This is a genomic window from Streptomyces sp. N50 (assembly GCF_033335955.1).
GTDB lineage: Bacteria > Actinomycetota > Actinomycetes > Streptomycetales > Streptomycetaceae > Streptomyces.
This window is the reverse complement of sequence record NZ_CP137549.1, coordinates 8,791,835-8,814,646: the sequence shown is the minus strand read 5'-3', so window position 1 is coordinate 8,814,646 and position 22,812 is coordinate 8,791,835. Positions and strand designations below refer to the sequence as shown.

24 protein-coding genes are annotated in these 22,812 nt (G+C 71.4%); 11 read left to right on the top strand and 13 right to left on the bottom strand.

From position 1 onward, the window contains the following. Window positions 1-141 precede the first annotated feature (141 nt). Both R2B38_RS39070 and R2B38_RS39065 read left to right on the top strand, forming a co-directional pair. Window positions 142-999, top strand: coding sequence for an AAA family ATPase (locus R2B38_RS39070; protein ID WP_318020531.1), 858 nt, complete (start codon window positions 142-144; stop codon window positions 997-999). Next, entirely contained in the window at window positions 996-2,354 is a 1,359-nt protein-coding gene (locus R2B38_RS39065; protein ID WP_318020530.1) for a vWA domain-containing protein, read from the top strand. Before R2B38_RS39070 ends, R2B38_RS39065 begins: the two co-directional genes overlap by 4 nt. A gap of 15 nt (window positions 2,355-2,369) precedes the next feature. Here the strand turns inward: R2B38_RS39065 and R2B38_RS39060 are convergent, their stop codons facing one another. Beyond that, window positions 2,370-3,071: an SDR family oxidoreductase gene (locus R2B38_RS39060; protein ID WP_318020529.1), complete on the bottom strand. Its 702-nt coding sequence runs from the start codon at window positions 3,069-3,071 to the stop codon at window positions 2,370-2,372. 121 nt (window positions 3,072-3,192) lie between these two features. On the opposite strand from R2B38_RS39060, the gene R2B38_RS39055 reads away from it, so the two are divergent. Further along, the gene (locus tag R2B38_RS39055; protein ID WP_318020528.1) at window positions 3,193-4,176 is read left to right on the top strand and encodes a D-cysteine desulfhydrase family protein; all 984 of its coding nucleotides are present in this window, start codon (window positions 3,193-3,195) and stop codon (window positions 4,174-4,176) included. Between the two features lie 46 nt (window positions 4,177-4,222). On the opposite strand, the gene R2B38_RS39050 is transcribed toward R2B38_RS39055, so the two are convergent. The 3 genes from R2B38_RS39050 to R2B38_RS39040 all read right to left on the bottom strand — a co-directional run bounded on the left by R2B38_RS39050 (window position 4,223) and on the right by R2B38_RS39040 (window position 6,437). Beyond that, window positions 4,223-4,582, bottom strand: a complete 360-nt coding sequence (locus R2B38_RS39050; protein WP_318021902.1) for a cupin domain-containing protein — start codon at window positions 4,580-4,582, stop codon at window positions 4,223-4,225. Between the two features lie 170 nt (window positions 4,583-4,752). Further along, entirely contained in the window at window positions 4,753-5,733 is a 981-nt protein-coding gene (locus tag R2B38_RS39045; protein WP_318020527.1) for a pyridoxal-phosphate dependent enzyme, read from the bottom strand. Next, the gene (locus R2B38_RS39040) at window positions 5,730-6,437 is read right to left on the bottom strand and encodes a helix-turn-helix transcriptional regulator (protein ID WP_318020526.1); all 708 of its coding nucleotides are present in this window, start codon (window positions 6,435-6,437) and stop codon (window positions 5,730-5,732) included. Before R2B38_RS39040 ends, R2B38_RS39045 begins: the two co-directional genes overlap by 4 nt. 117 nt (window positions 6,438-6,554) lie before the next feature. On the opposite strand from R2B38_RS39040, the gene R2B38_RS39035 reads away from it, so the two are divergent. Beyond that, the gene (locus R2B38_RS39035; RefSeq protein ID WP_318020525.1) at window positions 6,555-7,391 is read left to right on the top strand and encodes an alpha/beta hydrolase; all 837 of its coding nucleotides are present in this window, start codon (window positions 6,555-6,557) and stop codon (window positions 7,389-7,391) included. A 24-nt stretch (window positions 7,392-7,415) separates the two neighbouring features. Here R2B38_RS39035 and R2B38_RS39030 read toward each other — a convergent pair whose 3' ends face one another. The 3 genes from R2B38_RS39030 to R2B38_RS39020 all read right to left on the bottom strand — a co-directional run bounded on the left by R2B38_RS39030 (window position 7,416) and on the right by R2B38_RS39020 (window position 9,437). Next, complete coding sequence (locus R2B38_RS39030; RefSeq protein WP_158713350.1) at window positions 7,416-7,589, bottom strand: hypothetical protein; 174 nt, start codon at window positions 7,587-7,589, stop codon at window positions 7,416-7,418. A 170-nt stretch (window positions 7,590-7,759) separates the two neighbouring features. Next, window positions 7,760-8,614, bottom strand: a complete 855-nt coding sequence (locus R2B38_RS39025) for an SDR family oxidoreductase (protein WP_318020524.1) — start codon at window positions 8,612-8,614, stop codon at window positions 7,760-7,762. A gap of 55 nt (window positions 8,615-8,669) precedes the next feature. Further along, window positions 8,670-9,437 carry an SDR family NAD(P)-dependent oxidoreductase gene (locus tag R2B38_RS39020; RefSeq protein ID WP_318020523.1) on the bottom strand — a complete coding sequence of 256 codons (768 nt, stop codon included), beginning with the start codon at window positions 9,435-9,437 and terminating at the stop codon, window positions 8,670-8,672. Window positions 9,438-9,569: 132 nt separating this feature from the next. On the opposite strand from R2B38_RS39020, the gene R2B38_RS39015 reads away from it, so the two are divergent. The 3 genes from R2B38_RS39015 (at window position 9,570) to R2B38_RS39005 (ending at window position 13,605) form a co-directional block, all read left to right on the top strand. Beyond that, complete coding sequence (locus R2B38_RS39015; protein ID WP_318020522.1) at window positions 9,570-10,520, top strand: helix-turn-helix transcriptional regulator; 951 nt, start codon at window positions 9,570-9,572, stop codon at window positions 10,518-10,520. A 285-nt stretch (window positions 10,521-10,805) separates the two neighbouring features. Further along, entirely contained in the window at window positions 10,806-12,074 is a 1,269-nt protein-coding gene (locus R2B38_RS39010; RefSeq protein ID WP_318020521.1) for an MFS transporter, read from the top strand. A 235-nt stretch (window positions 12,075-12,309) separates the two neighbouring features. Next, complete coding sequence (locus tag R2B38_RS39005; RefSeq protein ID WP_318020520.1) at window positions 12,310-13,605, top strand: sialidase family protein; 1,296 nt, start codon at window positions 12,310-12,312, stop codon at window positions 13,603-13,605. A gap of 84 nt (window positions 13,606-13,689) precedes the next feature. Here the strand turns inward: R2B38_RS39005 and R2B38_RS39000 are convergent, their stop codons facing one another. The 5 genes from R2B38_RS39000 to R2B38_RS38980 all read right to left on the bottom strand — a co-directional run bounded on the left by R2B38_RS39000 (window position 13,690) and on the right by R2B38_RS38980 (window position 18,896). Beyond that, window positions 13,690-14,355, bottom strand: coding sequence for a response regulator transcription factor (locus R2B38_RS39000; protein WP_318020519.1), 666 nt, complete (start codon window positions 14,353-14,355; stop codon window positions 13,690-13,692). Continuing rightward, window positions 14,352-15,734 (bottom strand): sensor histidine kinase, encoded by a 1,383-nt coding sequence (locus tag R2B38_RS38995; protein WP_318020518.1) that lies wholly within the window; start codon window positions 15,732-15,734, stop codon window positions 14,352-14,354. Before R2B38_RS38995 ends, R2B38_RS39000 begins: the two co-directional genes overlap by 4 nt. A gap of 25 nt (window positions 15,735-15,759) precedes the next feature. Further along, on the bottom strand, window positions 15,760-16,581 hold the full coding sequence (locus R2B38_RS38990; RefSeq protein ID WP_318020517.1) for an ABC transporter permease: 822 nt from the start codon (window positions 16,579-16,581) through the stop codon (window positions 15,760-15,762). Next, complete coding sequence (locus R2B38_RS38985) at window positions 16,581-17,501, bottom strand: ABC transporter ATP-binding protein (protein ID WP_318020516.1); 921 nt, start codon at window positions 17,499-17,501, stop codon at window positions 16,581-16,583. Before R2B38_RS38985 ends, R2B38_RS38990 begins: the two co-directional genes overlap by 1 nt. 429 nt (window positions 17,502-17,930) lie before the next feature. Continuing rightward, window positions 17,931-18,896: a pirin family protein gene (locus R2B38_RS38980; RefSeq protein ID WP_318020515.1), complete on the bottom strand. Its 966-nt coding sequence runs from the start codon at window positions 18,894-18,896 to the stop codon at window positions 17,931-17,933. 138 nt (window positions 18,897-19,034) lie between these two features. Between R2B38_RS38980 and R2B38_RS38975 the strand changes: the two genes are divergently transcribed. Genes R2B38_RS38975 through R2B38_RS38965 form a run of 3 tightly spaced genes read left to right on the top strand, consistent with a single transcriptional unit; the run spans window position 19,035 to window position 20,363 of the window. Then, complete coding sequence (locus tag R2B38_RS38975) at window positions 19,035-19,523, top strand: MarR family winged helix-turn-helix transcriptional regulator (RefSeq protein ID WP_318020514.1); 489 nt, start codon at window positions 19,035-19,037, stop codon at window positions 19,521-19,523. After that, on the top strand, window positions 19,520-19,966 hold the full coding sequence (locus R2B38_RS38970; protein ID WP_318020513.1) for a MarR family transcriptional regulator: 447 nt from the start codon (window positions 19,520-19,522) through the stop codon (window positions 19,964-19,966). Before R2B38_RS38975 ends, R2B38_RS38970 begins: the two co-directional genes overlap by 4 nt. 49 nt (window positions 19,967-20,015) lie before the next feature. Beyond that, entirely contained in the window at window positions 20,016-20,363 is a 348-nt protein-coding gene (locus tag R2B38_RS38965; RefSeq protein ID WP_318020512.1) for a tetratricopeptide repeat protein, read from the top strand. 66 nt (window positions 20,364-20,429) lie between these two features. Here R2B38_RS38965 and R2B38_RS38960 read toward each other — a convergent pair whose 3' ends face one another. After that, window positions 20,430-21,821, bottom strand: a complete 1,392-nt coding sequence (locus R2B38_RS38960) for a PepSY-associated TM helix domain-containing protein (RefSeq protein ID WP_318020511.1) — start codon at window positions 21,819-21,821, stop codon at window positions 20,430-20,432. 311 nt (window positions 21,822-22,132) lie between these two features. Here R2B38_RS38960 and R2B38_RS38955 point away from each other — a divergent pair, with 311 nt between their 5' ends. Continuing rightward, a complete protein-coding gene (locus tag R2B38_RS38955; protein WP_318020510.1) occupies window positions 22,133-22,777 on the top strand; it encodes a peptide deformylase in 645 nt (214 codons plus the stop codon). The last annotated feature ends 35 nt before the right edge of the window (window positions 22,778-22,812 follow it).

Sequence of the window (22,812 nt, the reverse complement as noted above, 5' to 3'; positions counted from 1 at the left end):
AGAGGAAACCGATCGGTGTACGAGCTTGCGCGGGCAGCTGATCCCGGGTGACAGTGAGGGTGAACAAGCGCTTAGATAGTGAGTCGGCCGCAGATGTTCAGCCGACCGCCGACGCACCACCCGCGATCCGCCGGAGGCCCCGTGTTCCGTTCCGTCGACGAAGTCGCCGCTCGCCTCGCCGAGACCGGCTATCTGGCCTCGCCCGCGGTCGCCACGACCGTCTTCCTCGCCGACCGCCTGGGCAAGCCGCTCCTCGTCGAGGGCCCGGCCGGTGTCGGCAAGACCGAACTCGCCAAGGCCGTCGCCGAGGTCGCCGGCGCCGAGCTGGTCCGGCTCCAGTGCTACGAGGGCGTCGACGAGTCCCGGGCGCTGTACGAGTGGAACCACGCCAAGCAGCTGCTGCGCATCAGCGCGGGCCGCGACGAGAGCTGGGACGAGACCCGCACCGACATCTTCAGCGAGGAGTTCCTGCTCCCCCGCCCGCTGCTCACGGCGATCCGCGGCGACGGCCCGAAGGTCCTGCTGATCGACGAGACCGACAAGGCCGACGTCGAGGTGGAGGGCCTGTTGCTGGAGATCCTCAGCGACTTCCAGGTCACCGTCCCGGAGTTGGGCACGATCACCGCGACCCGCCGCCCCTTCGTGGTCCTCACCTCGAACGCGAGCCGCGAACTCTCCGAGGCCCTGCGCCGCCGCTGCCTGTTCCTCCACATCGGCTTCCCCGACGAGGAGTTGGAGCGTCGCATCGTACGGCTGAAGGTGCCGGGCCTCGGCGCGGCGCTGGCCGAGTCGGTGGTCCGGGTGGTCGGGGCGCTGCGCGAGATGGAGCTGCGGAAGGTGCCGTCGGTGGCCGAGACCATCGACTGGGCCCGCACCCTCCTGGCGCTCGGCGCCGACACCCTCGACGAGACGGTCGTACGGGACACCCTCGGCGTTCTCCTCAAGCATCAGGACGACATCCTGCGGGCCGCCGCGAAGCTCGACCTGGACGCCGTGTGACCGCCGCCGGTGTCACCGAACGGCTGACGGGCCTGGTCGGGGCGCTGCGCGCACACGGTCTGCGCATCGGCACCGGCGAGACCGTGGACGCGGCGATGGCCATGGAGGCGCTCGGGTTCGGCGACCGTGAGCTGCTGCGCGAGGGGCTGGCCGCGACGCTGCTGCACGGCACGGGCCAACGCCCGGTGTTCGACCCGGTCTTCGACCTCTACTTCCCGCGCGGCGTCGGAGCGCCCCAGGGCGAGCCGGCCGCCGACCGCGAGGATCTCCGCGACCGGCTCGCGGCAGCGCTCGCCGCCAACGACCAGGCCCTGATGGGGCAGTTGGCGGCGGAGGCCGTCGACGGTTTCGGCGGATACGGCAACTCGCCCTCGTCGGACGGTTGGTCGTCGTACCAGACGCTGGACCGGCTGCGTCCGCAGACGCTGCTGGCCAGGGTGCGGACGAGCATCCGGGAGCAGGGTGGCCAGTCCGGGTTCACCGACCGGCTGCTGGACGACGAGATCCGGCAGCGTATCGAGGGGTTCCGGCGGCAGGTCGCCGTGGAGGCGCGGCGGCGGGTCGCCGAGCGGCGCGGCCGGGACGAGATCGCGCGGCGGGCGATCGCGCCGACGGCCGACCGTGTCGACTTCCTGTTCGCCGGACGGGCCCAACTGGCCGACCTGCGCAGGGCTGTTCAGCCGCTGGCCCGGAAGCTCGCCACCCGGCTCGCCGCGCGCCGCCGCCGTGCCTCGCGGGGCACGATCGACCTGCGCCGCACCCTGCGCGGCTCGCTGTCCACGGGCGGGGTGCCGATGCGGCCGGTACTGCGCCGGCGCCGTCCTGTCCGCCCCGAACTGGTGCTGCTGTGCGATGTGTCGGGCTCGGTGTCGGGCTTCTCCGACTTCACGATGCTGCTGGTGCAGGCGCTGCACGACCAGTTCAGCAAGGTGCGCGTGTTCGCCTTCGTCAACCGCCTCGACGAGGTGACACCGCTGCTCGTCCACGGCACGGCCGACCCCGAGGGCCTCGGCACCCGCATCCGCGACGAGGCCACCCTCACCGGCTGGCACGGAAGCAGCGACTACGGCGTCGCCCTGGGCGAGTTCGCGGAGCGGTACGGCGACGCGGTCGGCCCGCGTACGACCGTGTTCGTGCTCGGTGACGCCCGCACCAACATGAGCGACCCGAATCTGCCCGCCGTCCGGCAGATCACCCGACGGGCCCGCCGCGTCTACTGGTTGAACCCCGAGCAGCGCACCCAGTGGGGCACCGGCGACTCGGCCGCGCCCGAGTACGCGGAGCTGGTCGATATGCACGAGTGCCGGAACGCGCGGCAACTCAGCGCGCTGGTGGGCCGGTTGCTGCCGATCTGAGCACCGCCGAGCGGACTAGGCCGCCAACTGCGGGTACAGCGCGCCGCCTTCGGCGGAGAGCCCGGCCTTGACCTGGCGGGTCAGTTCGTCGGCCAGCACCTCGAAGGCGCCGGACTCGATGCCGTCGAGGGCCTGCGCCGCCACGCTCTCGGGAGTGGACTTCGGCCCGTCGACATGCGCGGCCATGTCCGTGTCGACGTAGCCGACATGCAGTCCGGTGACGTCGATCCCGCGCGGCTTCAGGTCCAGGCGCAGGGAGTTGGTCTGCGACCAGAGGGCCGCCTTGGACGCGCTGTAGGAGCCCAGGACACCGACCCAGGACAGCACCGAGTGGACGTTGAGGAGGTGGCCGCCGCCGTTGCGCTCGATGATCGGCACGAAGGCGCGGGTGACGAGCAGGGGTCCGTAGAAGTTGGTCTCGAACTCGCGGCGGACGTCCTCGACGGGCGAGTCCAGGAAGTTCGCGTTGACGGACGCGCCGGCGTTGTTGATCACGATCGTGACGTCCTGCGCCTGTTCGGCGGCCGCCGCGACGGAGGCGGGGTCGCTGACCTCCAGCGCCAGCGGTACCGCGTCCGGGTGCGTGACGGTCTTCGGGTCGCGGGCGGTCGCGTAGACCTTCTTCGCGCCGCGCTCGTACAGCGCCTCGACCAGCGCCCGGCCGATGCCGCGGCTGCCGCCGGTGACGAGGACGACGGAGCCTTCGATGTTCGTCATGGGGATCTCCTGAGCTGAGACGAAGAGCGAGGGAAACCGATCGGTTTCCTCTCGTGAGCCACAGTAAACCGATCGGTTTCCCGGGGCAAGCCCACCGGCGGACCGGCCGCCGAAACGCGCGATGATGTACGGCATGAGCGACCCGCACAGCGCCCCGCACGTGGAACTGGCCACCTTCCCCACCCCCGTCGAACCGGCCCCGCGACTCGCCACCGCGATCGGGCTCGGCCCGGACGACCTGTGGATCAAGCGCGACGACCTGACCGGACTCGGAGGCGGCGGCAACAAGATCCGCAAGCTGGAGTGGACCGTGGGCGCGGCGCTCGCCGAGGGCGCGGACACCCTGGTCACGACCGGCGCCCCGCAGAGCAACCACGCCCGCCTGACCGCGGCCGCCGGAGCCCGGCTGGGCCTGGACGTGGTGCTGGTGCTGCGCGGCTCGCCGGGCGCGTCGCACTCGGGGAACCTCGCCCTCGACGGGCTGTTCGGCGCGCGGATCGCCTGGGCGGGCGAGGTCGACCAGGCCGGACTGGACGAGGCTGCGGCCGAGGTCTGCGGGCAAGTACGCAAGACCGGCGCCAGGCCGGCGCTGATCCCGTTCGGCGGCTCCAGCGCGCTCGGCGCGCGCGGCTATGTGCGCTGCGGCGAGGAGCTGCGCCGACAGCTCCCCGATCTGCGTACCGCCGTCGTCGCACTCGGCTCGGGCGGCACGATGGCGGGATTGGCGGTCGCGCTCGGGACGGACGCGGTCCTCGGGGTCGACGTGGGCGCACTGCCCGAACCGACCCCCGCCGTAAGGGAGTTCGCGTGCCTGCCTCCATCGGAGGTCCTACGGGTACGACACGACCAGATCGGCGACGGCTACGGCACCCTCACCGCCGCCACCGCCGAGGCCCTCACCCTCGCCGCCCGCACCGCCGGGCTCGTCCTCGACCCGACGTACACGGGACGCGCGATGGCCGGCCTGATCGCGGCCGTCCGGGACGGCGACATCAGGCCGGGCGAGCGGACCGTGTTCGTGCACACGGGCGGGCTGCCCGGACTGTTCGGGCACGCGGAGGCGGTCGCGTTCGCCGAGGGGCAGGTCGTCCCGTACGAGGCATGACGTAGGCGCCCGGCGGGTGCGGTGCCGCCGGGCGCCTGCGCGTCGGTCACTTGGCCTTCGCGTAGTCCGTGGCCATGGCACCGGCGAAGTCGTACACGATCACCTGCTCGTCGCCGACCACCCACGCGTCGTGTCCGGGCGGGCACACGAAGACGTCGCCGGGGCCGACCTCGCCCTCGCCGCCGTCGTCCATGCGGAGATGCATGCGCCCCTGCACCACGTAACCGTTGTGATGGATCTGGCAACTCTCGGTGCCCGCGATCGGAGCCACCGACTCGGACCAGCGCCAGCCCGGTTCGAAGGTGCCCACGGCGAAGTCGAGTCCGCTGAGGTGGACCGCTTCGAGGTGGCCGCGGGGGAAGTCCCGTCGCTCGTCCGGCTTGTCGACCGTCTTCACTTCCAGCATGACGGCTGCCTCCGTTCCGGCCGCGCACAGCACGGCCGGGGCCGGTCTCCGTCTCCCGGCGACCACGAACGGCACCGATGCTCCGGCGGGGGCCGTGCCCCACCACTCCATCGTCTTCCTGTCCACCCGGGAGCGCCATTCGGGGAACCGTCAAGCCCACTCGGGCACGTTCAGGAGGGGCCGCCGCTCGCGCACAGCGCGGCGAACCGCCCGCTGTCGATGTTGCCGCCCGAGACGATCATGCCCACCCGGCCCGGGAGTTGGCCCGCACGCCCGGCGAGGAGCGCGGCCAAGGGGGTGGCGCCGCTGGGCTCGATGACGATCTTCAGCCGCTCGAAGGCGAAGCGCATCGCGTCCTTGATCTCCTCGTCGCCGACCAACGCGATCTCGTCGACCAGCCGTTGGTTCACCGAGAACGTCAACTCGCCGGGAACATCGGCCGCTTGCCCGTCGGCGATGGTACGCGGCACCGGGATGGAGACGCGATGGCCTGCCTCCAGGGACCGCTTGGTGTCGTCCCCGGCCTCCGGTTCGACGCCGATCACACGGGTGCGCGGGTGCAGCCCCTTGACGGCGGTGGCCGTCCCGGCGATCAGCCCGCCGCCGCCCACGGGCACCAGCACGGCGTCCAACTCCCCCACCTCCTCGACGAGTTCGAGTGCCGCCGTGCCCTGCCCCGCCATGACGTGCGGATGCTCGTAGGGCGGGATGAGGGCGAGCCCCCGCTCGGCGGCCAGGGCCTCGCCGATGGCGACGCGGTCGCCGCTGTAGCGGTCGTACGTGACGACCTCGGCGCCGTATCCCTCGGTGGCGGCCCGCTTGGAGGCGGGGACGTCCTCGGGCATGAGGATCACCGCCGTGGTGCCGAGTTCCCGGGCGGCGAGGGCGACGGCCTGGGCGTGATTGCCGGAGGAGTAGGCGGCGATACCGCACGCGAGTTGCTCGGGCGTCAGCCGGGAGGCCGCGTTGTAGGCGCCGCGGAACTTGAAGGCGCCGATCCGCTGGAAGTTCTCGCACTTCAAGTGCACCTCGGCGCCGACGAGTTGATCGAGGGTGCGGGAACGCAGCACCGGTGTGCGGTGCGCGACGCCCTTGATCCGGGCGGCGGCGTCGAGGACGTCGTCGAGGGTGATGGGCGGGGTGGTGGTCACGCAGCTCCTCCATCGGAAGCGGGATCGGAAGTGACGGCGGTGCCGGTCGCGGCCCGCGCCTGGGCGAGGTAGCTGTAGGCGGAGGCCCGGGAGATACCGAGCCGGGCGGCGACCTGCTCGACGGCCCGGCGCACGGCGAACACCCCGTGCTCGTCGAGGCCGCGGAACAGTTCCAGCCGCTGCGCGCGGTCGAGTTGGACCCAGGTCCTGCCGCGCCGTAGCTGATGGGCGTCGACGATGGCCTCGACGACGGAGTCGATGTCGTTGCCGAAGGTGGTGGCGGCCGGCGCTTCGACCGCCCCGCCCCCGCCGATCCCGGCCAACAGGGCCTGCGCCTGCTGTACGGCGGTGACGTCGACGTTGACGCAGAGCGCGCCGAACACCGTGCCCGTGGAGTCCCGCAGCACCATCGTGGACGACTTCAGCTGCTGCCCGCCCCTGGTCCGGGTGAGGTAGTTCAGCTCGTCGGCGGCCTCGTAGCCGCGCGCCAGCATCCGCAGCCCGATCTCGCTCATCGCCCCGCCCACCTCGCGCCCGGTCAGGGCTCCGGCGACGGCGACCACCGACTTCTCCGGGCGCCGGTAGTCGTGCAGCACCACCTCGCACACCGGACCGAACGTCGCCGCGATCCCGTCGACCACGGGCACCAGCGCGGCGATGATCGCGTCGCGTTCGGCGTCCGGGGCCGGCTTGCCGTCCGCCATTCCCACCCCTCACCCCTCGCTTCAGACTGTACGTCCAAGAACTATACCCTCAGTCCAAGATGGAGTTGTCGTACCGTGACGCTCCGACAGGGAACCCGTTCAGGAGGTACCGCACACATGCTGAGGAACGTGGAACGCGAGGGCGTCCGGCTCGCTCTCACCCGGCGCGACGGTTCGGGCCGGCCGTTGCTGATCGTGCCGGGGGTCATGGCGGACGCCGCCGCCTGGCAGCCGGTGGTGGCCGCGCTGGACGTTCCCGGACCGGTCTACGTGCTGAACCGGCGCGGACGCGAGCCCAGCGGCGCGCTCGGTCCGGACCACTCGATGCGCACCGAGATCGACGACCTGGACCACGTCCTCACCGAGATCGTCACCGCCGAGGGCGCGGAGCAGGGGGTGGACCTGTTCGGCTGGAGCTTCGGCGGCCTCGTCGCACTGGAGGCGACGGCACGGCACATCGACACGGTCCGCTCCCTCACCCTCTACGAACCTGTCGTACGCCCCTTCGGCCGCGGAGCACTCGACGCCCTCCGGGAAGCCGCGGAGGCCGACGACCTGGACCGCGCCGTGGAGATCGTGAACCTGGACGTGTCCGGATTCTCCGAAGACGACGTGGCACAACTGCGCCGAAGCCCCGCCTGGGAGATCCTCCGCCCACTGGCCGCACCGCTGGCCCGGGAACTGACGGCGCTCGACGACCACGTCACCGACCTGCGGGCCTTCGCCGCCCTCGACCTGCCGGTCACCCTGCTGCTCGGCGCCCTGAACGAGGGCGCCGCGCCCTACGGCGAGGCATTCGCCCGGTTCACGACGGCCCTGCCCGACGCCCGCGTCGTCACCATGCCGGGCCAAGGTCATCTCGCACATGCGCAGGACCCGCACGCGCTGGCCCACCACATCGGACAGACACTGCGGCGGGCCGACCACCACGACCCGAGTGCCTGTTTGCCGTAGGCGGCGGCCACCGCATGGTCGCCGTCATCGAACAGGGCGGCTGCCGGAGCGTCGGGACCAGCGCACGGCCACCAGGGCCAGAGCCGCCACGAGAACCGCGACGCCGACCACCAGCAGGTAGCCCAAGCCGTTCGCGGCCACTCCGACGATCCCCAGCACAAGGGCGATCAGGACGAGCAACAGGAAGAGAACCATCACGGCACACCACCTTCGGACGGCCAGGTACAGGCATTCTGCTTCTCTCCAGGAAGCGGCACACATCGGCGTCTCGGAGAACCGAGTGCCCCCGACACGGCTTTTCAGCCTGCTCCAGGCACATCCGAACCGGGGAACCCGTTGGCGCTGCTCCGGCAGGTCTCCCGTGTGTGTCAGGCGCCGGTGTCGTCGTAGCCCAGGTCGCCGCCGAGTTCGCGGGAGGCCTCGGCCTGGGCGAGGAGTTCCTGGGCCTTGGCCTGGACGCCTTCGATGGCGTCGGCGCCGGCGACGAAGCGCAGCAGGGGCTTGTCCTGGTCGGCGATGGCGAGCAGGGCGCGGGCGAGCTTGGCGGGGTCGCCGGGCTGCTGGCCGTTCATGCTCTTCCAGGCCGCGACGGTGGCGGTGGTGCGCTCGGCGTAGTCGTCGATGGTCGGCTCGGGCCAGATGGTGGAGCCGTCGACGAGCAACTCGGTGCGGAAGAAGCCGGGTTCGACGACCGTGGTGTGAATGCCGTAGGGCTCGACGTCGTAGCGCAGGGATTCCATCCAGCCCTCGACGCCGAACTTGGAGGCGGCGTAGGCGACGCAGAACTCCTGGCCGATGATGCCGGCGGAGGAGGAGAGGGTGATCACGTGCCCGGCGCGCTGCTCGCGCAGGACGGGCAGGACGGGCAGGACGGCGCGGGTGACGTTCATGGGGCCGAAGAGGTTGGTCTCGATCTGCCGGCGCATCTGCGCGGGCGTGATCTCCTCGAAGTAGCCCGCGAAGAAGTTCCCGGCGTTGTTGATCAGGACGTCGATGCGTCCGAAGCGGTCGACGGCCGCCTGCACGGCCGCCTCGGCGTCCTCCAGGCTGGTGACGTCCAGCTTGGTGACCAGCAGGTTGTCCTGCGGCCCGCCCAGGGACTTCTCGACCTCGTCGGGGCGGCGGCCGGTGGCGACGACCTGATGGCCTGCGGCGAGGGCCTCGCGGACGATGTCCGTGCCCAGACCGCGTCCGGCACCGGTGACGAGAATGACCTTGCTCATGATGGGTTCCTTTGTGTGTGTTTGGGGCGCTTGGGGTGTTTCGGTGGGCGGGAGGTCAGGCTTGATCGGTGGGCATGATCCACAACTCACCGACAGAGGCGTGGCGGGGCCGGGTGACCATGTAGGCGACACCGTCGGCGATGTCTTCGGGGGCGAGGACCTCGGTCTGCTCGTAGAAGGTGCCGATCGCGTCGCGGACCTCGGGCTTGTGGTCGTTGTGCGAGCCCAACTCGGTGTCCACACCGCCCGGTTCGAGGACACCGACGCGGACGTGTCGCCGGGTGACTTCCTGGCGCAGGGACTCGGTGAAGCCGTTCACGCCGAACTTGGTGAGGTTGTAGACGCCGTAGCCGTTCCAGGCGACCCGGCCCGCGATCGAGCTGATGTTGACGATGTCGGCGACCCGGCGGGGCCCGTCCTCGGCGGCCTTCAGCAGGTGCGGGAGGGCGGCGCGGGTGGTGTGGAGGAGGCCCTGGACGTTGACGGCGATCATCCGGTCCCACTCCTCGGCGTCCGCGCCGACGACCGGGCCCAGGAGCATCACGCCCGCGTTGTTGACCAGGGTGTCCAGACGTCCGAAGTGCTCGACGGTCCGCTGGACGGCGGCCTCGGCCCGGGTGCGGTCGGTGATGTCCGCCTCCACCACCAGGGCGGTGCCACCCGCCTTCTCGATCTCGGCGGCGAGGTCGTTCAGCCGGTCCTCGCGGCGGGCCACCAGGGCGACGGAGGCGCCGTCCTCGGCGAGCCGGCGGGCGGTGGCGGCGCCGATGCCGCTGCTCGCGCCGGTGATGAGCGCGACGGTACCGGTCAGCTTTGTTGCCATGAGCGTGTCCTGTTCTTTCGTAGGCGGTGCACCATCAACAGAACCGGTTGTCACGCGTGGGTGGGAGTCCCTGATGAGGGGGTCACTGAGAGGGACTCCCAGACAGCGGGAGGCGTTCGTAGAGTGGAGCGCATGACAGGAAGAAACGACCCTTACGGCACCAACCGCGACGTACGGGGTGATTTCCGGGCAGAGATCAGGGAATTCCTGGGCACGCGACGGGCCAGGGTCACCCCCGAGCAGGCCGGACTGCCCTCGTACGGCGGCGACCGCCGGCGGGTCAGCGGGCTGCGCCGGGAGGAGGTGGCCCTGCTCGCGGGCATCTCCAGCGAGTACTACACCCGGCTGGAGCGCGGCAACGCCACCGGCGTCTCCGACAGCGTCATCGACGGCATCGCGCAGGCGCTGAAGCTCGACGAGGCCGAGCGCCTCCACCTCCTGGACCTCCTGCGCGGCGCCGGCCCGGCCCGTCCACCGCGCCGCCGTCCGGCCCAGCAACGCGTCAGGCCCGCGGTGCGGCGCGTCGTCGACTCGATGACCGGCACACCCGCGTTCGTCATGAGCGGACGCCTGGACGTCCTGGCCGCCAACCTCCTCGGGCGCGCACTGTTCTCCCCGGTCTACGCCGACCCGATGCGGCCGCCGAACAACGCCCGGTTCGTCTTCCTCGACCCGCACGCGACCGAGTTCTTCCGCGACTGGGACGAGGTCGCCAACGACACGGTCGCCATGCTGCGCGCCGAGGCCGGCCGCGACGCCTACGACCGCCGACTGACCGACATGATCGGGGAGTTGTCCACCCGCAGCGAGGAATTCCGCCGCCGCTGGGCCGCCCACAACGTCCGGATCCACACCACCGGCGCGAAGCGCCTCCACCACCCGGTCGTCGGCGACCTGGACCTGCCGTTCGAGACCTTCCCGCTCGGCAGCGACCCCAGCCAGTTCCTCCTCACCTACACCGCCGAGCCCGCGTCACGATCACAGGACGCCCTCAACCTGCTGGCCAGCTGGGCCGCGACCAACGACGACACCGACGAGTCCGCGCCGGCCGACGATCCCGAGACGGCGGAAACGGCCGACTGACCGGCAAGCCGCAGCACTCGTCCCCACCCCGGTGACGGCGGGGGCGCGGACGCGGCACGCCTGCCATGCGGGCGGGCGGCGGCCAGGCGCTTCGAGTGAAGAGGTCGCGCAGGGCGGTTATCGGGTTGAGGCCGTGCTCGCGGGCTGTGAGGATGGCCCGCGGCGCCGGCAACGGTTCCCGGACGGCCGGCCCGATCTCCCGCGCGAAGTACGGACTGGAGGTTCCGGTCGGTGGCGGAGGCACAACGCCGATGGTCACCGGAGTCACCAGGGGGAGCCCGCAGCATGACCGGCACCACGGAGGCCCTTGGCGGGTCGGCCGCAGTCGACGATGCGGCACGAAGCGTCGCGCGCCCGTTCTACGTATACGCCGTGCTCGCCAACTCACTGTTCCAGCGCGGTGTGTTCGTCCTCTTCCTTCAGCAGCGAGGCTTCTCCGCCGGGCAGGTGGCCCTCCTTCAGACCCTGCTCTACCTGGTGAGCGGACTCGCGGAGTTGCCGACCGGAGTCATCGCCGACCGCATCGGCAGGCGGGCCGGCATTGTGATCGGCCAGCTGGTCGTGGCCGGATGCCTGCTCGGCCAGGGGATGTTCGCCAACTACTGGGTGTTCCTGGCGCTGTTCATCGGGCAGGGCGTGGGCATGGCATGCGTGTCCGGCTCGGACACCGCCCTGCTGTACGACCTGCTCGTGCGTCGTGGCGCCACGGCCGGCTACGTCAGGATCAGATCCCGGTTCACCATGCTCGGGACGGTCACCTCGGGAGTCGCCATCGTCGTCGGCGGCCAACTCCAGGAGATTTCCTGGGGAGTTGTCTACGCCGGTTCGGCGGCGTGCCTCGTCCTGGCCGTGGTGGTGCTGATGTCACGGGTGCCCGAGATCCGCGGCGCGGACGCGGTGGACGAGCAGGACGGAGCCGCAGGACACGGCGACACCACAGCGTGGCGGGCGATGCTTCGGGTCGCCACACCGGCGCTGGTGACGCTTGTCGTGGTGTCCGGATTGATGCACGCGACATTGACGCCGTACATCATCTTCACGCAGAAGACCCTCTCCGATCAGGGCGCGGGCACCGCGTTGGTCAGCGTGGTCATATCGGCGGGATTCTTCGTCGGCGGACTCACCCCCCTGCTGTCGGACCGCGCGGACCGGCGCATCGGATATCGGGTCATCGTCCCGGTGTCCCTCCTGACGCTCGCCGCGGCGCTCGGCCTGAGCGGCCTCGGCCTTGTCTGGGTCACCATCGCCGCATTCCTGGTCCTGGTCGGAATTCCCGAGATCACCGCCGTGCTGGTGGACAACGTGTTCAACGAGGCCGTGCCCTCGCGCCACCGGGCGAGCCTGCTGTCGATGATCGCCTTCGTGGAGTCGGCCCTCATCGGCATCGGCTATCTCGTCGTCGGCGCGCTCATGGACGGGCTGGGCTCCAGTGCGGGCATGGCCGCCTACGCCGCGGTCCCCCTGCTGGCATGTCTCCTGTGGCTCCCGGTGCTCTTCCGAGGGGCACGGGTGACGACCGGGATCGAGAATCCCGCCGACCAGAAGACAGCCTGAAACAGACCCGGTCGGAAACGGATTGGTACTGCGGTACCAGTCCATCGGGCCCATTGTCTCCCGTGGTCCCACGAATACGGAAGCGATTCTCTCTAGCCTGAGCGGGCCGAATCACGGGCCACGGGGTCGGCAAAAGAATTCCGTTCTACCGGACGTGGAAATCGAGGATCACATGGTGCTGTTCAGAAGTCCTTCCGCGACATTAAGCGCGGCGGCATTCTCCGCACTTTTCCTGGTGTACGGAACACCTGCCGCCATTGCCTCGCCGGTCGGTGCGGGCAACGCGGCAATTCACGAAGTCGACGTCACCGACATGCCGGCCACCAAAGAAGGACAGCCGACGGTCGCCGTCAATCCGAGAAACCCGAAGAACCTGGTGTTCGTCTCGACGGTCTTCCCGCCGTCGCCGGGGCTGGAACCGGTCGACGGCGGGTGTTTCCTCGCCTACTCGAACGACCGGGGCGACACCTGGACCCAGGTCGCCTGGCCGCTCGGTACCGCGGCGCCCAAGTGCGGTGAGCCGAGCGTGCAGTTCGACGCGAAGGGCACCGTGTACGTGGACAACAACCAGGTCAGCTCGGGCCTGGCCGCGAACCTGGTGAACCACAACCAGGTCGCCAAGTCCACGGACGGCGGCCGGAGTTGGAGCGACCCGGTGTCCACACCGCTGCTCCTCGGCGGCGCCCCGAAGATGCGGGTGGACGCCGCGACCGGCAAGGTCTACGCGGTCGCCGGAGCGGCGTGGGAGTACCCGAGCGCGGTCTCCGTCAGCGCGGACGGCGGCAGGACCTTCAGCAGTGACTCTCGGGTGATCCCCGGGCCGATGCCGTGCATCGAGGTGGCGCCGGGCATCCCGCTGGTGTGCGGCTATCCCGGGCGGGAGATCGCCGTGTACGGCGGCATCCTCGTGTCCGCCTCCCAGGAAGCGGGCGCGCCGGTGAACTTCCACGTCAGCCGCGACGACGGCAGGACGTGGACGAACACCACCGTCGAGGACGGCCAGGGAGCCCCCGTCGCGGCGGGCACCGGTTCCCTGGTGCCGACGCCGGGCCTGGGCGCCGCCGCCGACCCCGTCCCGTGGGTGGCGGCCGACCCCTCCCACCGCGGCCGGTTCGCCGTGATGGTGCCCCGGGACTCCGACACCCTCGACGTCTACGTCACCCCGGACGCCGGCAGGACCTGGAACGGACCGGCGACGATCGCCACGCCGAACGCCCAGCGGCCGGCGATCGACTTCGGCTCCGACGGCGACCTGGGGGTCATGTGGCGGACCACCACGGGCGACGCGTTCTCGGCCGTCTCGTTCGACCACGGACGCTCGTTCAGCGACCCGGTGCAGGTCAACCACGTGACCGAGCCGGTCGGCGAGACGGGCCCGCCCGGTGACCGCTGGTCGGGCATCACGCTGACCGACAAGTACGCCTACGTCACCTGGGCCGACGGGCGGAACGACTCCTCCCTCGACTCGATCATCAGCCGGGTGCCGCTGAAGCTGTACAAGAAGCACACCGCCTCGACGGCGACCGACTGAGACCAGAAGCCTGACGCACGGCAGTGTGCCGCCGGGTCACCTCGGCGGCACACTGCCATGTCTCCGGCGCGAAGGGTGCGGCGCTCACTGCCGGGGAGCGACCAGTCCAGCGTCGTAGGCGAGGATGACCGCCTGGATACGGTCCCGGGCACCGACCTTGGCCAGCACCCGGCCCACGTGCTTCTTCACCGTGGACTCGGTCAGGACCAGACGGTCGGCGATCTCCGCGTTCGTCCAGCCCGAACCGATGGCCACGAGCACCTCGTGCTCGCGTTCGGTGAGCGCCGCCAGTCGCGGGTCCGTACGAGGCCCGGCGTCGGGCGCGAGGACGTCATGGGCGTGGGCGTCGAGCAGGCGGCGGGTGAGCCGGGGTGAGACGACGGCGTCGCCGGTCGCGACCGCCTCGATCCCGGCGAGGAGTTCCGTCGGGCGGACGTCCTTGAGCAGAAAGCCGCTGGCCCCGGCGCGCAGGCCGGCGTAGGCGTACTCGTCGAGGTCGAAGGTGGTCAGGATGAGCACACGGGTGCGGCCGCCCGCCGCCACGATGCGCCGCGTCGCCTCGATGCCGTCGAGACCCGGCATCCGCACGTCCATCAGCACCACGTCGGGGCTCAGTTCGGCCGCCATCCGGACGGCCTGCGCGCCGTTGTCCGCCTCACCGACGACACTCACGCCGGGCGAGCCGTCGAGCAGCATCCGGAAGCCCATGCGGGGCAGCGGCTGGTCGTCGGCGATCAGGATGGTGGTCATGGTGGGGGCTCTCCCGATGTGGCCGAGGCGGACGGATCCATCAGGACGTCCACGATCCAGCCCTGGCCGTCGTCGCGTGGTCCGATGGTTGCGGTGCCGTCGTAGAGCGCGGCCCGCTGGCGGATGCCGACCAGGCCGTGCCCGGTGTCCCTGCGGGGGGACGGGGACCGTTCGCGCGCCGGTGAACCGGTGTCGGTGACCCGCACGCGGAGCCGGCTGTCCTCGGCCGCGACCGTGACGTCGGCCGTGGCGCCGGGGCCGACGTGCTTGAGGGTGTTGGTCAGCGCCTCCTGCACCACCCGGAACACCGTGAGCTGCACGCCCCGGCCCAGCGCGTCGACCGGGCCGACGGTGCGGTAGGCCACCGGCAGCCCGGCCGCGCGCACCCGGTCGAGCAGGGTGTCCAGGTCACGGACACCCGGCTGCGGGGACCGGGACGAGCTGTCGTCCTCGGAGTCCGGGGACGCGCGCAACACCCCCAGCACGCGCCGGAGTTCGTCCATCGCCTGCCGCCCGGTGTCGCCGATGAGATGGAGCGCCTGCTCGGTCCTCGCGGGGTCGCGGGTGGTGAGTACGGCGGCGCCGTCGGCGAGGTTGACCATGACCGACAGGTTGTGGCCGACGATGTCGTGCATCTCGCGGGCGATCCGCGAGCGCTCGGCCGCCGCGGTCAGCCGGACACGCTGGTCGCGCTCGACCTCCAGCCGTGCCGCGCGGTCCCGCAGCGCGGACAGGTAGAGCCGGCTGATCCGGAGGGTCAGGCCCAGGGCTACGGCCCCGATGCCGGTACCGGTGGACAGGATCAGGAAAGCCGCCGGACTGGCCGCCGGGATCACCGAGACCACGATCAGCACCCAGCCCGTGACGGTCACCGGCAGCGCCCAGCAGATCGCTCGCGGCGCGGCGTGCAGAGCCAGGTCGAACAGGGCGATCAGCAGCACGGCGGCGGCCGCGGGCCCCAGGCCCAGCGACCACATGACCGGGCACACCACGAGGCAGACACCGAAGACCGCGGCGGGCGCCCGGCGCCGCCACCACAGGGGGACGACGAGCACGGCCGCGATGGCCAGCACCGCACCGACGGGCAGGCCGGCCCCCACCGGACGCGACACCGGATGCCCCGGGCTGTGCACGAGCAGGTCCGGTGGCGCGGCGGCGGCGAGCAGGACCACCACGGCGGTGTCGAGGAGCCACGGACGTCGCCGGTCCGCCGCCCGCAGACGGCTCAGCACCCGCAGCAGCAGCCGCATCACGGGGTGCGCCCAGACGGCGTCGGACCTGGCACCGAAAGTCTCCGGTCCCGCGCCGACGACCTGCGGCCCGGGCGAGGGCGCGGTCGCCCCCGCCCGGGCCGACCGTGCCGTCGTCCTGTCGTTCATCGGCTCCATCCTCGCGGACGCGGCCTCAGACGTCACTGCGGCGCAGTCGGCAGGCGGCACCGGCCAGCAGCAGTACGGCCCACACCAGCAGCGCCGTCACCCCCGCTCCGGGGCTGACCAGGGAGTCGCCGGTCCCGTGCAGGGTCATCACCGACTGGCCTGCGTTGCTGGGCAGATATCGGCTGACGGTGTCCCCCAGGGAACTGGGCAGCAGCCCGGTCAGGCCGGGCAGGACGAGCACCACGCCGGCCAGGATCGCGATGCCCCCGGCGTTGTTGCGCACCAGCAGGCCGACCGTCACGCCGTACACACCCACCAGGCCCAGGTACACGCCCGCGCCCAGCAGGCATCGGAAGACCCCGGCGTCCCCGAGGGACAGCGCGATCTTCTCGCCGTGCAGGGCGGCGCTCCCCAGCAGGAAGGAGACCAGGGCGCCCATGGCCGACGTGACGAACGCGATCGGGCCGTAGACCGCGCACTTCGCCCACAGCACGGGCAGCCGGCCCGGCACCGCGGCGAACGTCGAGCGGACCATTCCTGTGCTGTACTCCCCCGCCGACAGCAGGACACCGAGCGCACCGACGGCCAGGGCCGCGAGGTTGGTGCCGGCCAGCGCCAGGGTGAGCGCGGCACCGGATGCCGCGTCCTTGCCGCCCAGCGGGCCGCTCGGGCTGTAGAGGGCGGCGGCGATCGCCCCGATGGTCACCAGGAACAGCACGGCCACCCCCAGCGTGATCCAACTGGAGCGCAGGGACCAGAACTTGGCCCACTCGGACCTGACCACCCCTCGGCCGGTCACGCGATATGCCGGACGCACCGGTGTGGTGGTGATGGTGCTCGCGCTCATCAGGCGGCCCTCCCCGCGTCGCTGCTCTGGTACTCCACGGCGTCCTGCGTCAGATGCATGAACGCCTCCTCCAACGACACCGACTCGGCGGCCAGTTCGTAGAGCGGCACCCGGTGCTCGGCGGCCAACTCCCCGATCCGCCGAGTGTCCAGACCGGACACGACCAGGCGTTCGGCTCCCGTCGAGGTCACCGTGACACCGGGGGCGGCCAGCAGCGAGCGCAGCCGCGCGGGTTCACCGGTGGCCACCCGCACCCCCTTGTCCGCCACCGCCTCCACCAGCGCGTCGACAGTCGTCTCGGCAAGCAGCCGCCCCCGCCCCACGACCACCAGACGGTCGGCGGTCTGCGCCATCTCGCTCATCAGGTGCGAGGACAGCATCACCGTGCGCCCCTCGGCGGCCAGTCCGCGCAGCAACTCCCTTACCCAGCGCACGCCTTCGGGGTCGAGCCCGTTGACCGGCTCGTCCAGCATGACGGCTGCCGGATCACCGAGAAGCGCGGCGGCGATGCCCAGCCGCTGCCCCATCCCCAGCGAGAACGCCCCGACCCTCTTGTGCGCCACATCGTGCAGACCGGCGAGATCGATGACCTCCTCCACCCGTCGACGCGGCACACCATGGGTGTACGCCAACGCCATGAGGTGGTTGAACGCGGAGCGACCCGGATGCACCGCCTTCGCCTCCAGCAGCACCCCCAACTCCTGCAAGGGGGCACGGTGTTGGGCGTAGGGCTTGCCGTTGACCAGAGCCGTGCCGCTGGTCGGCGCGTCCAGGCCCACGATCATCCGCATGGTGGTGGACTTGCCCGCCCCGTTGGGTCCCAGGAACCCGGTGACCTGTCCGGGCGGGGCGGTGAAACTCAGGTCGTCCACCGCCGTCCTGTCCCCGTACCGCTTCGTCAGCCCACGAACTTCGATCACTGTGCCGCTCCCCGCTTCCGCCCGGCCCGGCATCCGGCCGGGTCACTGCTTCGAGGCTAGGAGCGGCTACGGCGCGCCCCGTGGACCCGGAGGTCACAATGAGCACTGGTCAGTGGTACCGCGGTACACCGTCGATGTCGTCCATGGCTCGGCCGCGCAGCGCACGGCAGGCCGTCATCGCCCCCGGGCGCACCCGACCACCGTCGGCGCACCACTCGGCTGCTACCCGACCTCCCGGGTCACCGACCGGTTAGAGCGCACATGGTGCCTAGCTGCGTTCGACACCGTGATCGTGGTCTGCTGCCTGCTGCCTGCTGTACGGCCTCACCTTCGGCCACCTGTCGAACGCCGCCGGTACCCGCACCCGCACGGCACGCCCAGCGGAGGCGGAGCGGCAACGGGTGAGCATCCTCGCCCGACCCCAGCAGGTCAGCGCACCCTCCCCCGCGGCTTCAACGCCACCGGAGGCAGTTCGGGAGCCGGCAGCGGATCGCCGTCGTAGCCCTTCACCTCGCCGAAGCGGGTGCCGGTCATCCAGTCCGTGCGGGCCTGCTGGATCTCCTCCTGGGTGCGGCCGATCCAGTTCCAGAACATGATCAATTCCTCGTCGAACGGCTCGCCTCCCAGCAGCATCAGGCCCGCGTCCGACGCGGCGCGCAGCGGGAGTTCGGTGCGGCCGCAGCCGAGGTAGAGCATCGAGCCGGGGAGGACCGGGACGCCGTCGACGTGGGCCTCGCCCGACATGGCGAGGACGGCGTACTCGAAGTCCGGTTCCAGGGGCAGGCGTACGTCCGCTCCGGCGGCGAGGGCCAGGTCCGCGCCGACGATCGGGGTGTACGTCGTGCCGGGCGAGGCCGCGCCGTCGACGTCGCCGAGGACGATCGTGGCGCGCAGGCCCGGCGCCGTGACGACGGGCAGTTCGGCGTGGTGCTCGAAGTGCGGCTCGACGTGCCGGTCGCTGTCGGGGAGGGCGACCCAGAGCTGCGCGCCGTGCAGAAAGCGGGCGTGGCTCTTCGGGCTCTGCTCGGCGTGGCTGATCGCGCGGCCGGAGGTCATGAGGCCCAGTTCGCGCGGGCGGATCGTCGCGACGCTGCCGGTCGAGTCGCGGTGCAGCACCTCGCCCTCGTGCAGCCAGCTCACCGTCTGCAGGCCCATGTGGGGGTGCGGGGGCACCTGCATGCCGGGCTCGTCGGCGATGTCGTCGGGGCCGTAGTGATCGACGAAGCACCAGGCGCCGACCATCCGGCGGCCCAGGTTGGGCAGCAGCCGGCGGACCTCGGTGGACTCGCCGAGCTGCACCCGGCGCGGACTGAGGAGTTCACGGACGGGCTCCGCCACCACGAAACCGCGGCCGCCGCACAGGGCCGGAACCGCTTCGCGATCAAGATTGCTCATGGCGACAACCTAGTCCCGCCGAGGCCGTTCCGTCAGTCCGTGAGCCCCTCGCCCGGTCCCATGCCCCGTGCTGTCGGGCGCTGTTCTCCCGTCGGAAAATAGTAGCCATGTACATAGTAGCCATGTACTGTATCGGCCATGAGTACGGCATCCGAGGGCGCGACGCCCGGTTTCCTGGTCTGGCGACTGTCGATGAAGTGGCGCGTGGCGGTCGACCGCGCGGTGGCACCCCTGGGACTGACCCATGCGCAGTACTCGCTGGTGGCGTCGCTGTACGGCATGCGGCGTTCCGGGCTCCGCCCCAGCCAGCGTCACCTCGCCGACCACACCGGCCTCGAAGCGCTCTACGTCTCGAAGCTGGCCCGCGCCCTGGAAACGGCCGGCCTCGTCGAGCGCACCCGGGACCCCCGCGACCCCCGCGCGGTCCAACTGGCCCTCACCGAACAGGGCCACGAGGTGACCCGGCGGGCGATCAAGGTCGTACACGGACTTCTGGAGCAGCTGCTGGAGCCGCTCGGCGGGCTCGACAGCGCGCGCGCCCGGGAGTTCAGCCGGGATCTGGCGACCCTGCTCGACACACCCCTTGCACCTGTCCCCGCGAGTGAGCACGACAAGGAGCAGTCATGACCACAACCACCACACCCCCCGCGGACGCCCGCATGCTCGGCCTGGCCCACTACGCGGCCCGTGCCGTCCTGGAGAGCGTCCTCACCCGCCACGATCTCGACTTCCAGCAGCAGATCGTCCTGCGCCCGGTCGCCCTCGCCGCCGCATCCCTCGACCGCGCCCGGCTCGTCGCAGACACCGTCGCGGCCCTGAAGGCCGACGAGGACTCCGTCCAGGGCACCCTCGACGGACTGATCACCACCGGACTCGTCGCGGCGGACGCGTCCGCGGTGCGGATCACGGACGCGGGCCGGGCCCTGTACGAGCGGATCGTGAAGGAGACGAGCGCGGCGAGTGCCCGGATCTGGGGCGACATCCCCGAGGAGGACCTGCTGGCCACCGGCCGCGTGCTGACCCTGGTCGCCGAGCGGGCGAACGCGGAGCTGGCCACCACCGGAAGGTAGTGGAATATTCAACCAACACCGGCCGTTGTGGGGGATCGAAGGAGGTCAAGTGGACATGACGTACTACGACCACGGGACACCGGCGGAGCGCTGGGAGCGCGCGCGGATGTTCTTCGACGCCAAGGACTACGCCGCGGCGGCGCGGGTGTTGGGCGGGCTGGTCGAGGAGGTGCCCGAGCAGACCGGGCCGCGCCTGCTGCTGGCGCGCTCCTACTACCACTCGGCCCAACTGCGGCGCGCCGAGGCCGAGTTGCGCGTCCTCGTGGAGCGTGACCCGGTGGAGCACTACGCGCGGCTGATGCTGGGCCGCACGCTGGAGCGCCAGGGCCGGCACGAGGAGGCCGGCTCGCATCTGCGGATCGCCTCGGCGCTCGCGGGTGACTTCGAGCAGGTCTGAGACACGGCAACACGCAGCATCAGGGGCCCGGTTCCGGCCAGGAACCGGGCTCCTTCGCATGCGTCGCTACGTCGCGTACGTCCGCTGCCCGCGCCGGTGCGCGATCTCGCCCAGCACCACGTCCACGGCGATGAACGCGGCCAGCGGGATCCCCAACAGCGGTACGAAATAGCCGAGTACGGCGATCACGGCCAGGCACGGGACGAGCAGCAGCGGGGACAGCTGCGCCCAGGCGCCGCGCGGGATCGGGCGGCCGAAGGACGAACCCCGGCCGCGCTGCCACCACATGCGGTAGCCCCACACGATCAGCAGGATCAGGGACCCGGCGAGCAGCATCAGGGCTATCTGGTTGACGAGACCGAAGAGGACTCCGGTGTGCAGGTCGATGCCCCAGCGGGTCAGTTTGGCGAGCAACGGGTAGTCCGCGAACCGGAGTTCGTCGGTGACCTTGCCGGTGGCCGGGTCGACGGCGACCGAGTCCTGTTTCTCGGGCCAGCTGCGCTGCACCTGCCGGACGACGTACGCGGACTTCGCGTCGGCGGGCGGCACGATCTCGACCGGGTTGCCCAGCCCCTCGGCACGCGCGGCGGCGAGGATCTTGTCGAGTCCCACGCCGTGCTGGGCCTCGCCGGTCGCGGCGGAACCGCCGTGGCCCGCGTGCTCGCCGCTCGCCGCGGCCGACACCGAGGGGGTCGACTGGCCCAGGGAGGTGCGGAGTTGGTCGATGTTGGCGCCGGCGTACGTCGACCAGGTCAGTCCGGTCGCCGACAGGAAGATGAAGCCCACGGCGGTCCAGACGCCCACCGTGCCGTGCAGGCCGAGGGTGCGGCGCCGGCCGCTCGTGCCGCGCACCTTGCGCAGGGCGCGGCGCCGCGAGAACCACAACACCAGGCCGCCGCCCGCGATCACCCACAGCCAGCTCGCTGCGAACTCGCTGTACAGACGGCCGGTTTCGCCCAGGTGGAGATCGCGGTGGAGTTCGTCGATCCAGGTGCGCAGCGGGAGCGCGCCGGTCGAGCCGTACTGTTCGAGCGCCCCTCGGACCTTTCCGGTGTACGGGTCGACGAACACCGCGAGGGTGTGGTCGGCGGCTATGCCCTTGACCCCGGAGAGCATCACGCGGGTGGTGGCGCCGGCCTCCGGGGAGGGGCGGACCGCGGAGACCGTGCCCTCGGGGTGCACCTTGCGGGCGGCGGTCACCTGCTGCGAGATCGGCAGTTCGCGGTCGCCGACGGGGACCGTCAACTCATGGGCGTACACGATCCGTTCGGCCTGGAAGGCGCCGGCGTACAGGAAGCCGGTGGTGGCGGCGACGAGCAGGAACGGGGCGACGAGCACTCCGGCGTAGAAGTGCAGACGCAGGACCAGGGGGCGCAGCGGGGCCCAGCGGCTGGGGGACGGTGCCGGGGCGGCCTCTTGCGGGGCCTCGGCCGTGGTGGTCGAGGGAGCGGTGGACATGGGCGGGTTTCTCCAGGGGGGCGAGCGGATCCGGGGGCGGAGGCGGGGGACTGGGGACGGGGCGGGTGAACCAGCAGCAAGAGCGGGTGGACCGGAAAGCGGGGGCTAGGAACGGGTGACAAAGACATCGATGGTCGGGTGACAGCAAGGCGGGCGGCAGCTACGCGGCCGACGGGCGGCCGAGCAACGGCTCCTGGAAGCGTCGAAGCCGTAGTGGTCCAGTAGTCGGGGCGTGAAGGCACCCAGTTCCCGTCGCTTCCCGTGGCGTGGGTCACATCAGGTCATGCCGGAGGTCATGGCATCCTGGCGCGATGGCACTTCCCAGTGATCGCGTACCCCTGGCCGAGCAGGTCGAGGAACTCCTCGCCGTCGGCGGCCCGTTGCCCATCGTCTCGGCCGGTGACCCGGTGCTCAGGAGCGGAATCGAGCCGTTCGACGGACAGTTGGAGCCGGCACTGCTGGCCCGGTTCGTCGAGGCGTTGCGCGTGACCATGCACGAGGCACCGGGCGTGGGTGTCGCGGCGCCGCAGGTCGGAGTCGGGCTGCGGATCGCGGTGATCGAGGATCCGGCGCCGGTGCCGGACGAGGTGCGGGTGGCGCGCGGGCGGGTCCCGCAGCCGTTCCGGGTGCTGGTCAACCCGGCGTACGAACCCGTCGGTGCCGACCGGGCCGCGTTCTTCGAGGGATGTCTGAGCGTGCCGGGCTGGCAGGCCGTGGTCGCACGGCACGCCTCGGTGCGGCTGACCGGGCAGGACGAGCACGGGCGGGCGGTGGACGAGGTCTTCACCGGGTGGCCCGCGCGGATCGTCCAGCACGAGACGGACCACCTCGACGGCCTGCTCTACCTGGACCGGGCCGAGCTGCGCTCGCTGTCCTCGAACGAGGCGATGGCGGAGCGCTGGGCGCAGCCGACACCGGGCGAGGCGTCGGCTGCGCTGGGCTTCGAGTTGCCGTAGCGAATCTGTTGTCAACTACCCAATAACATCAGGCA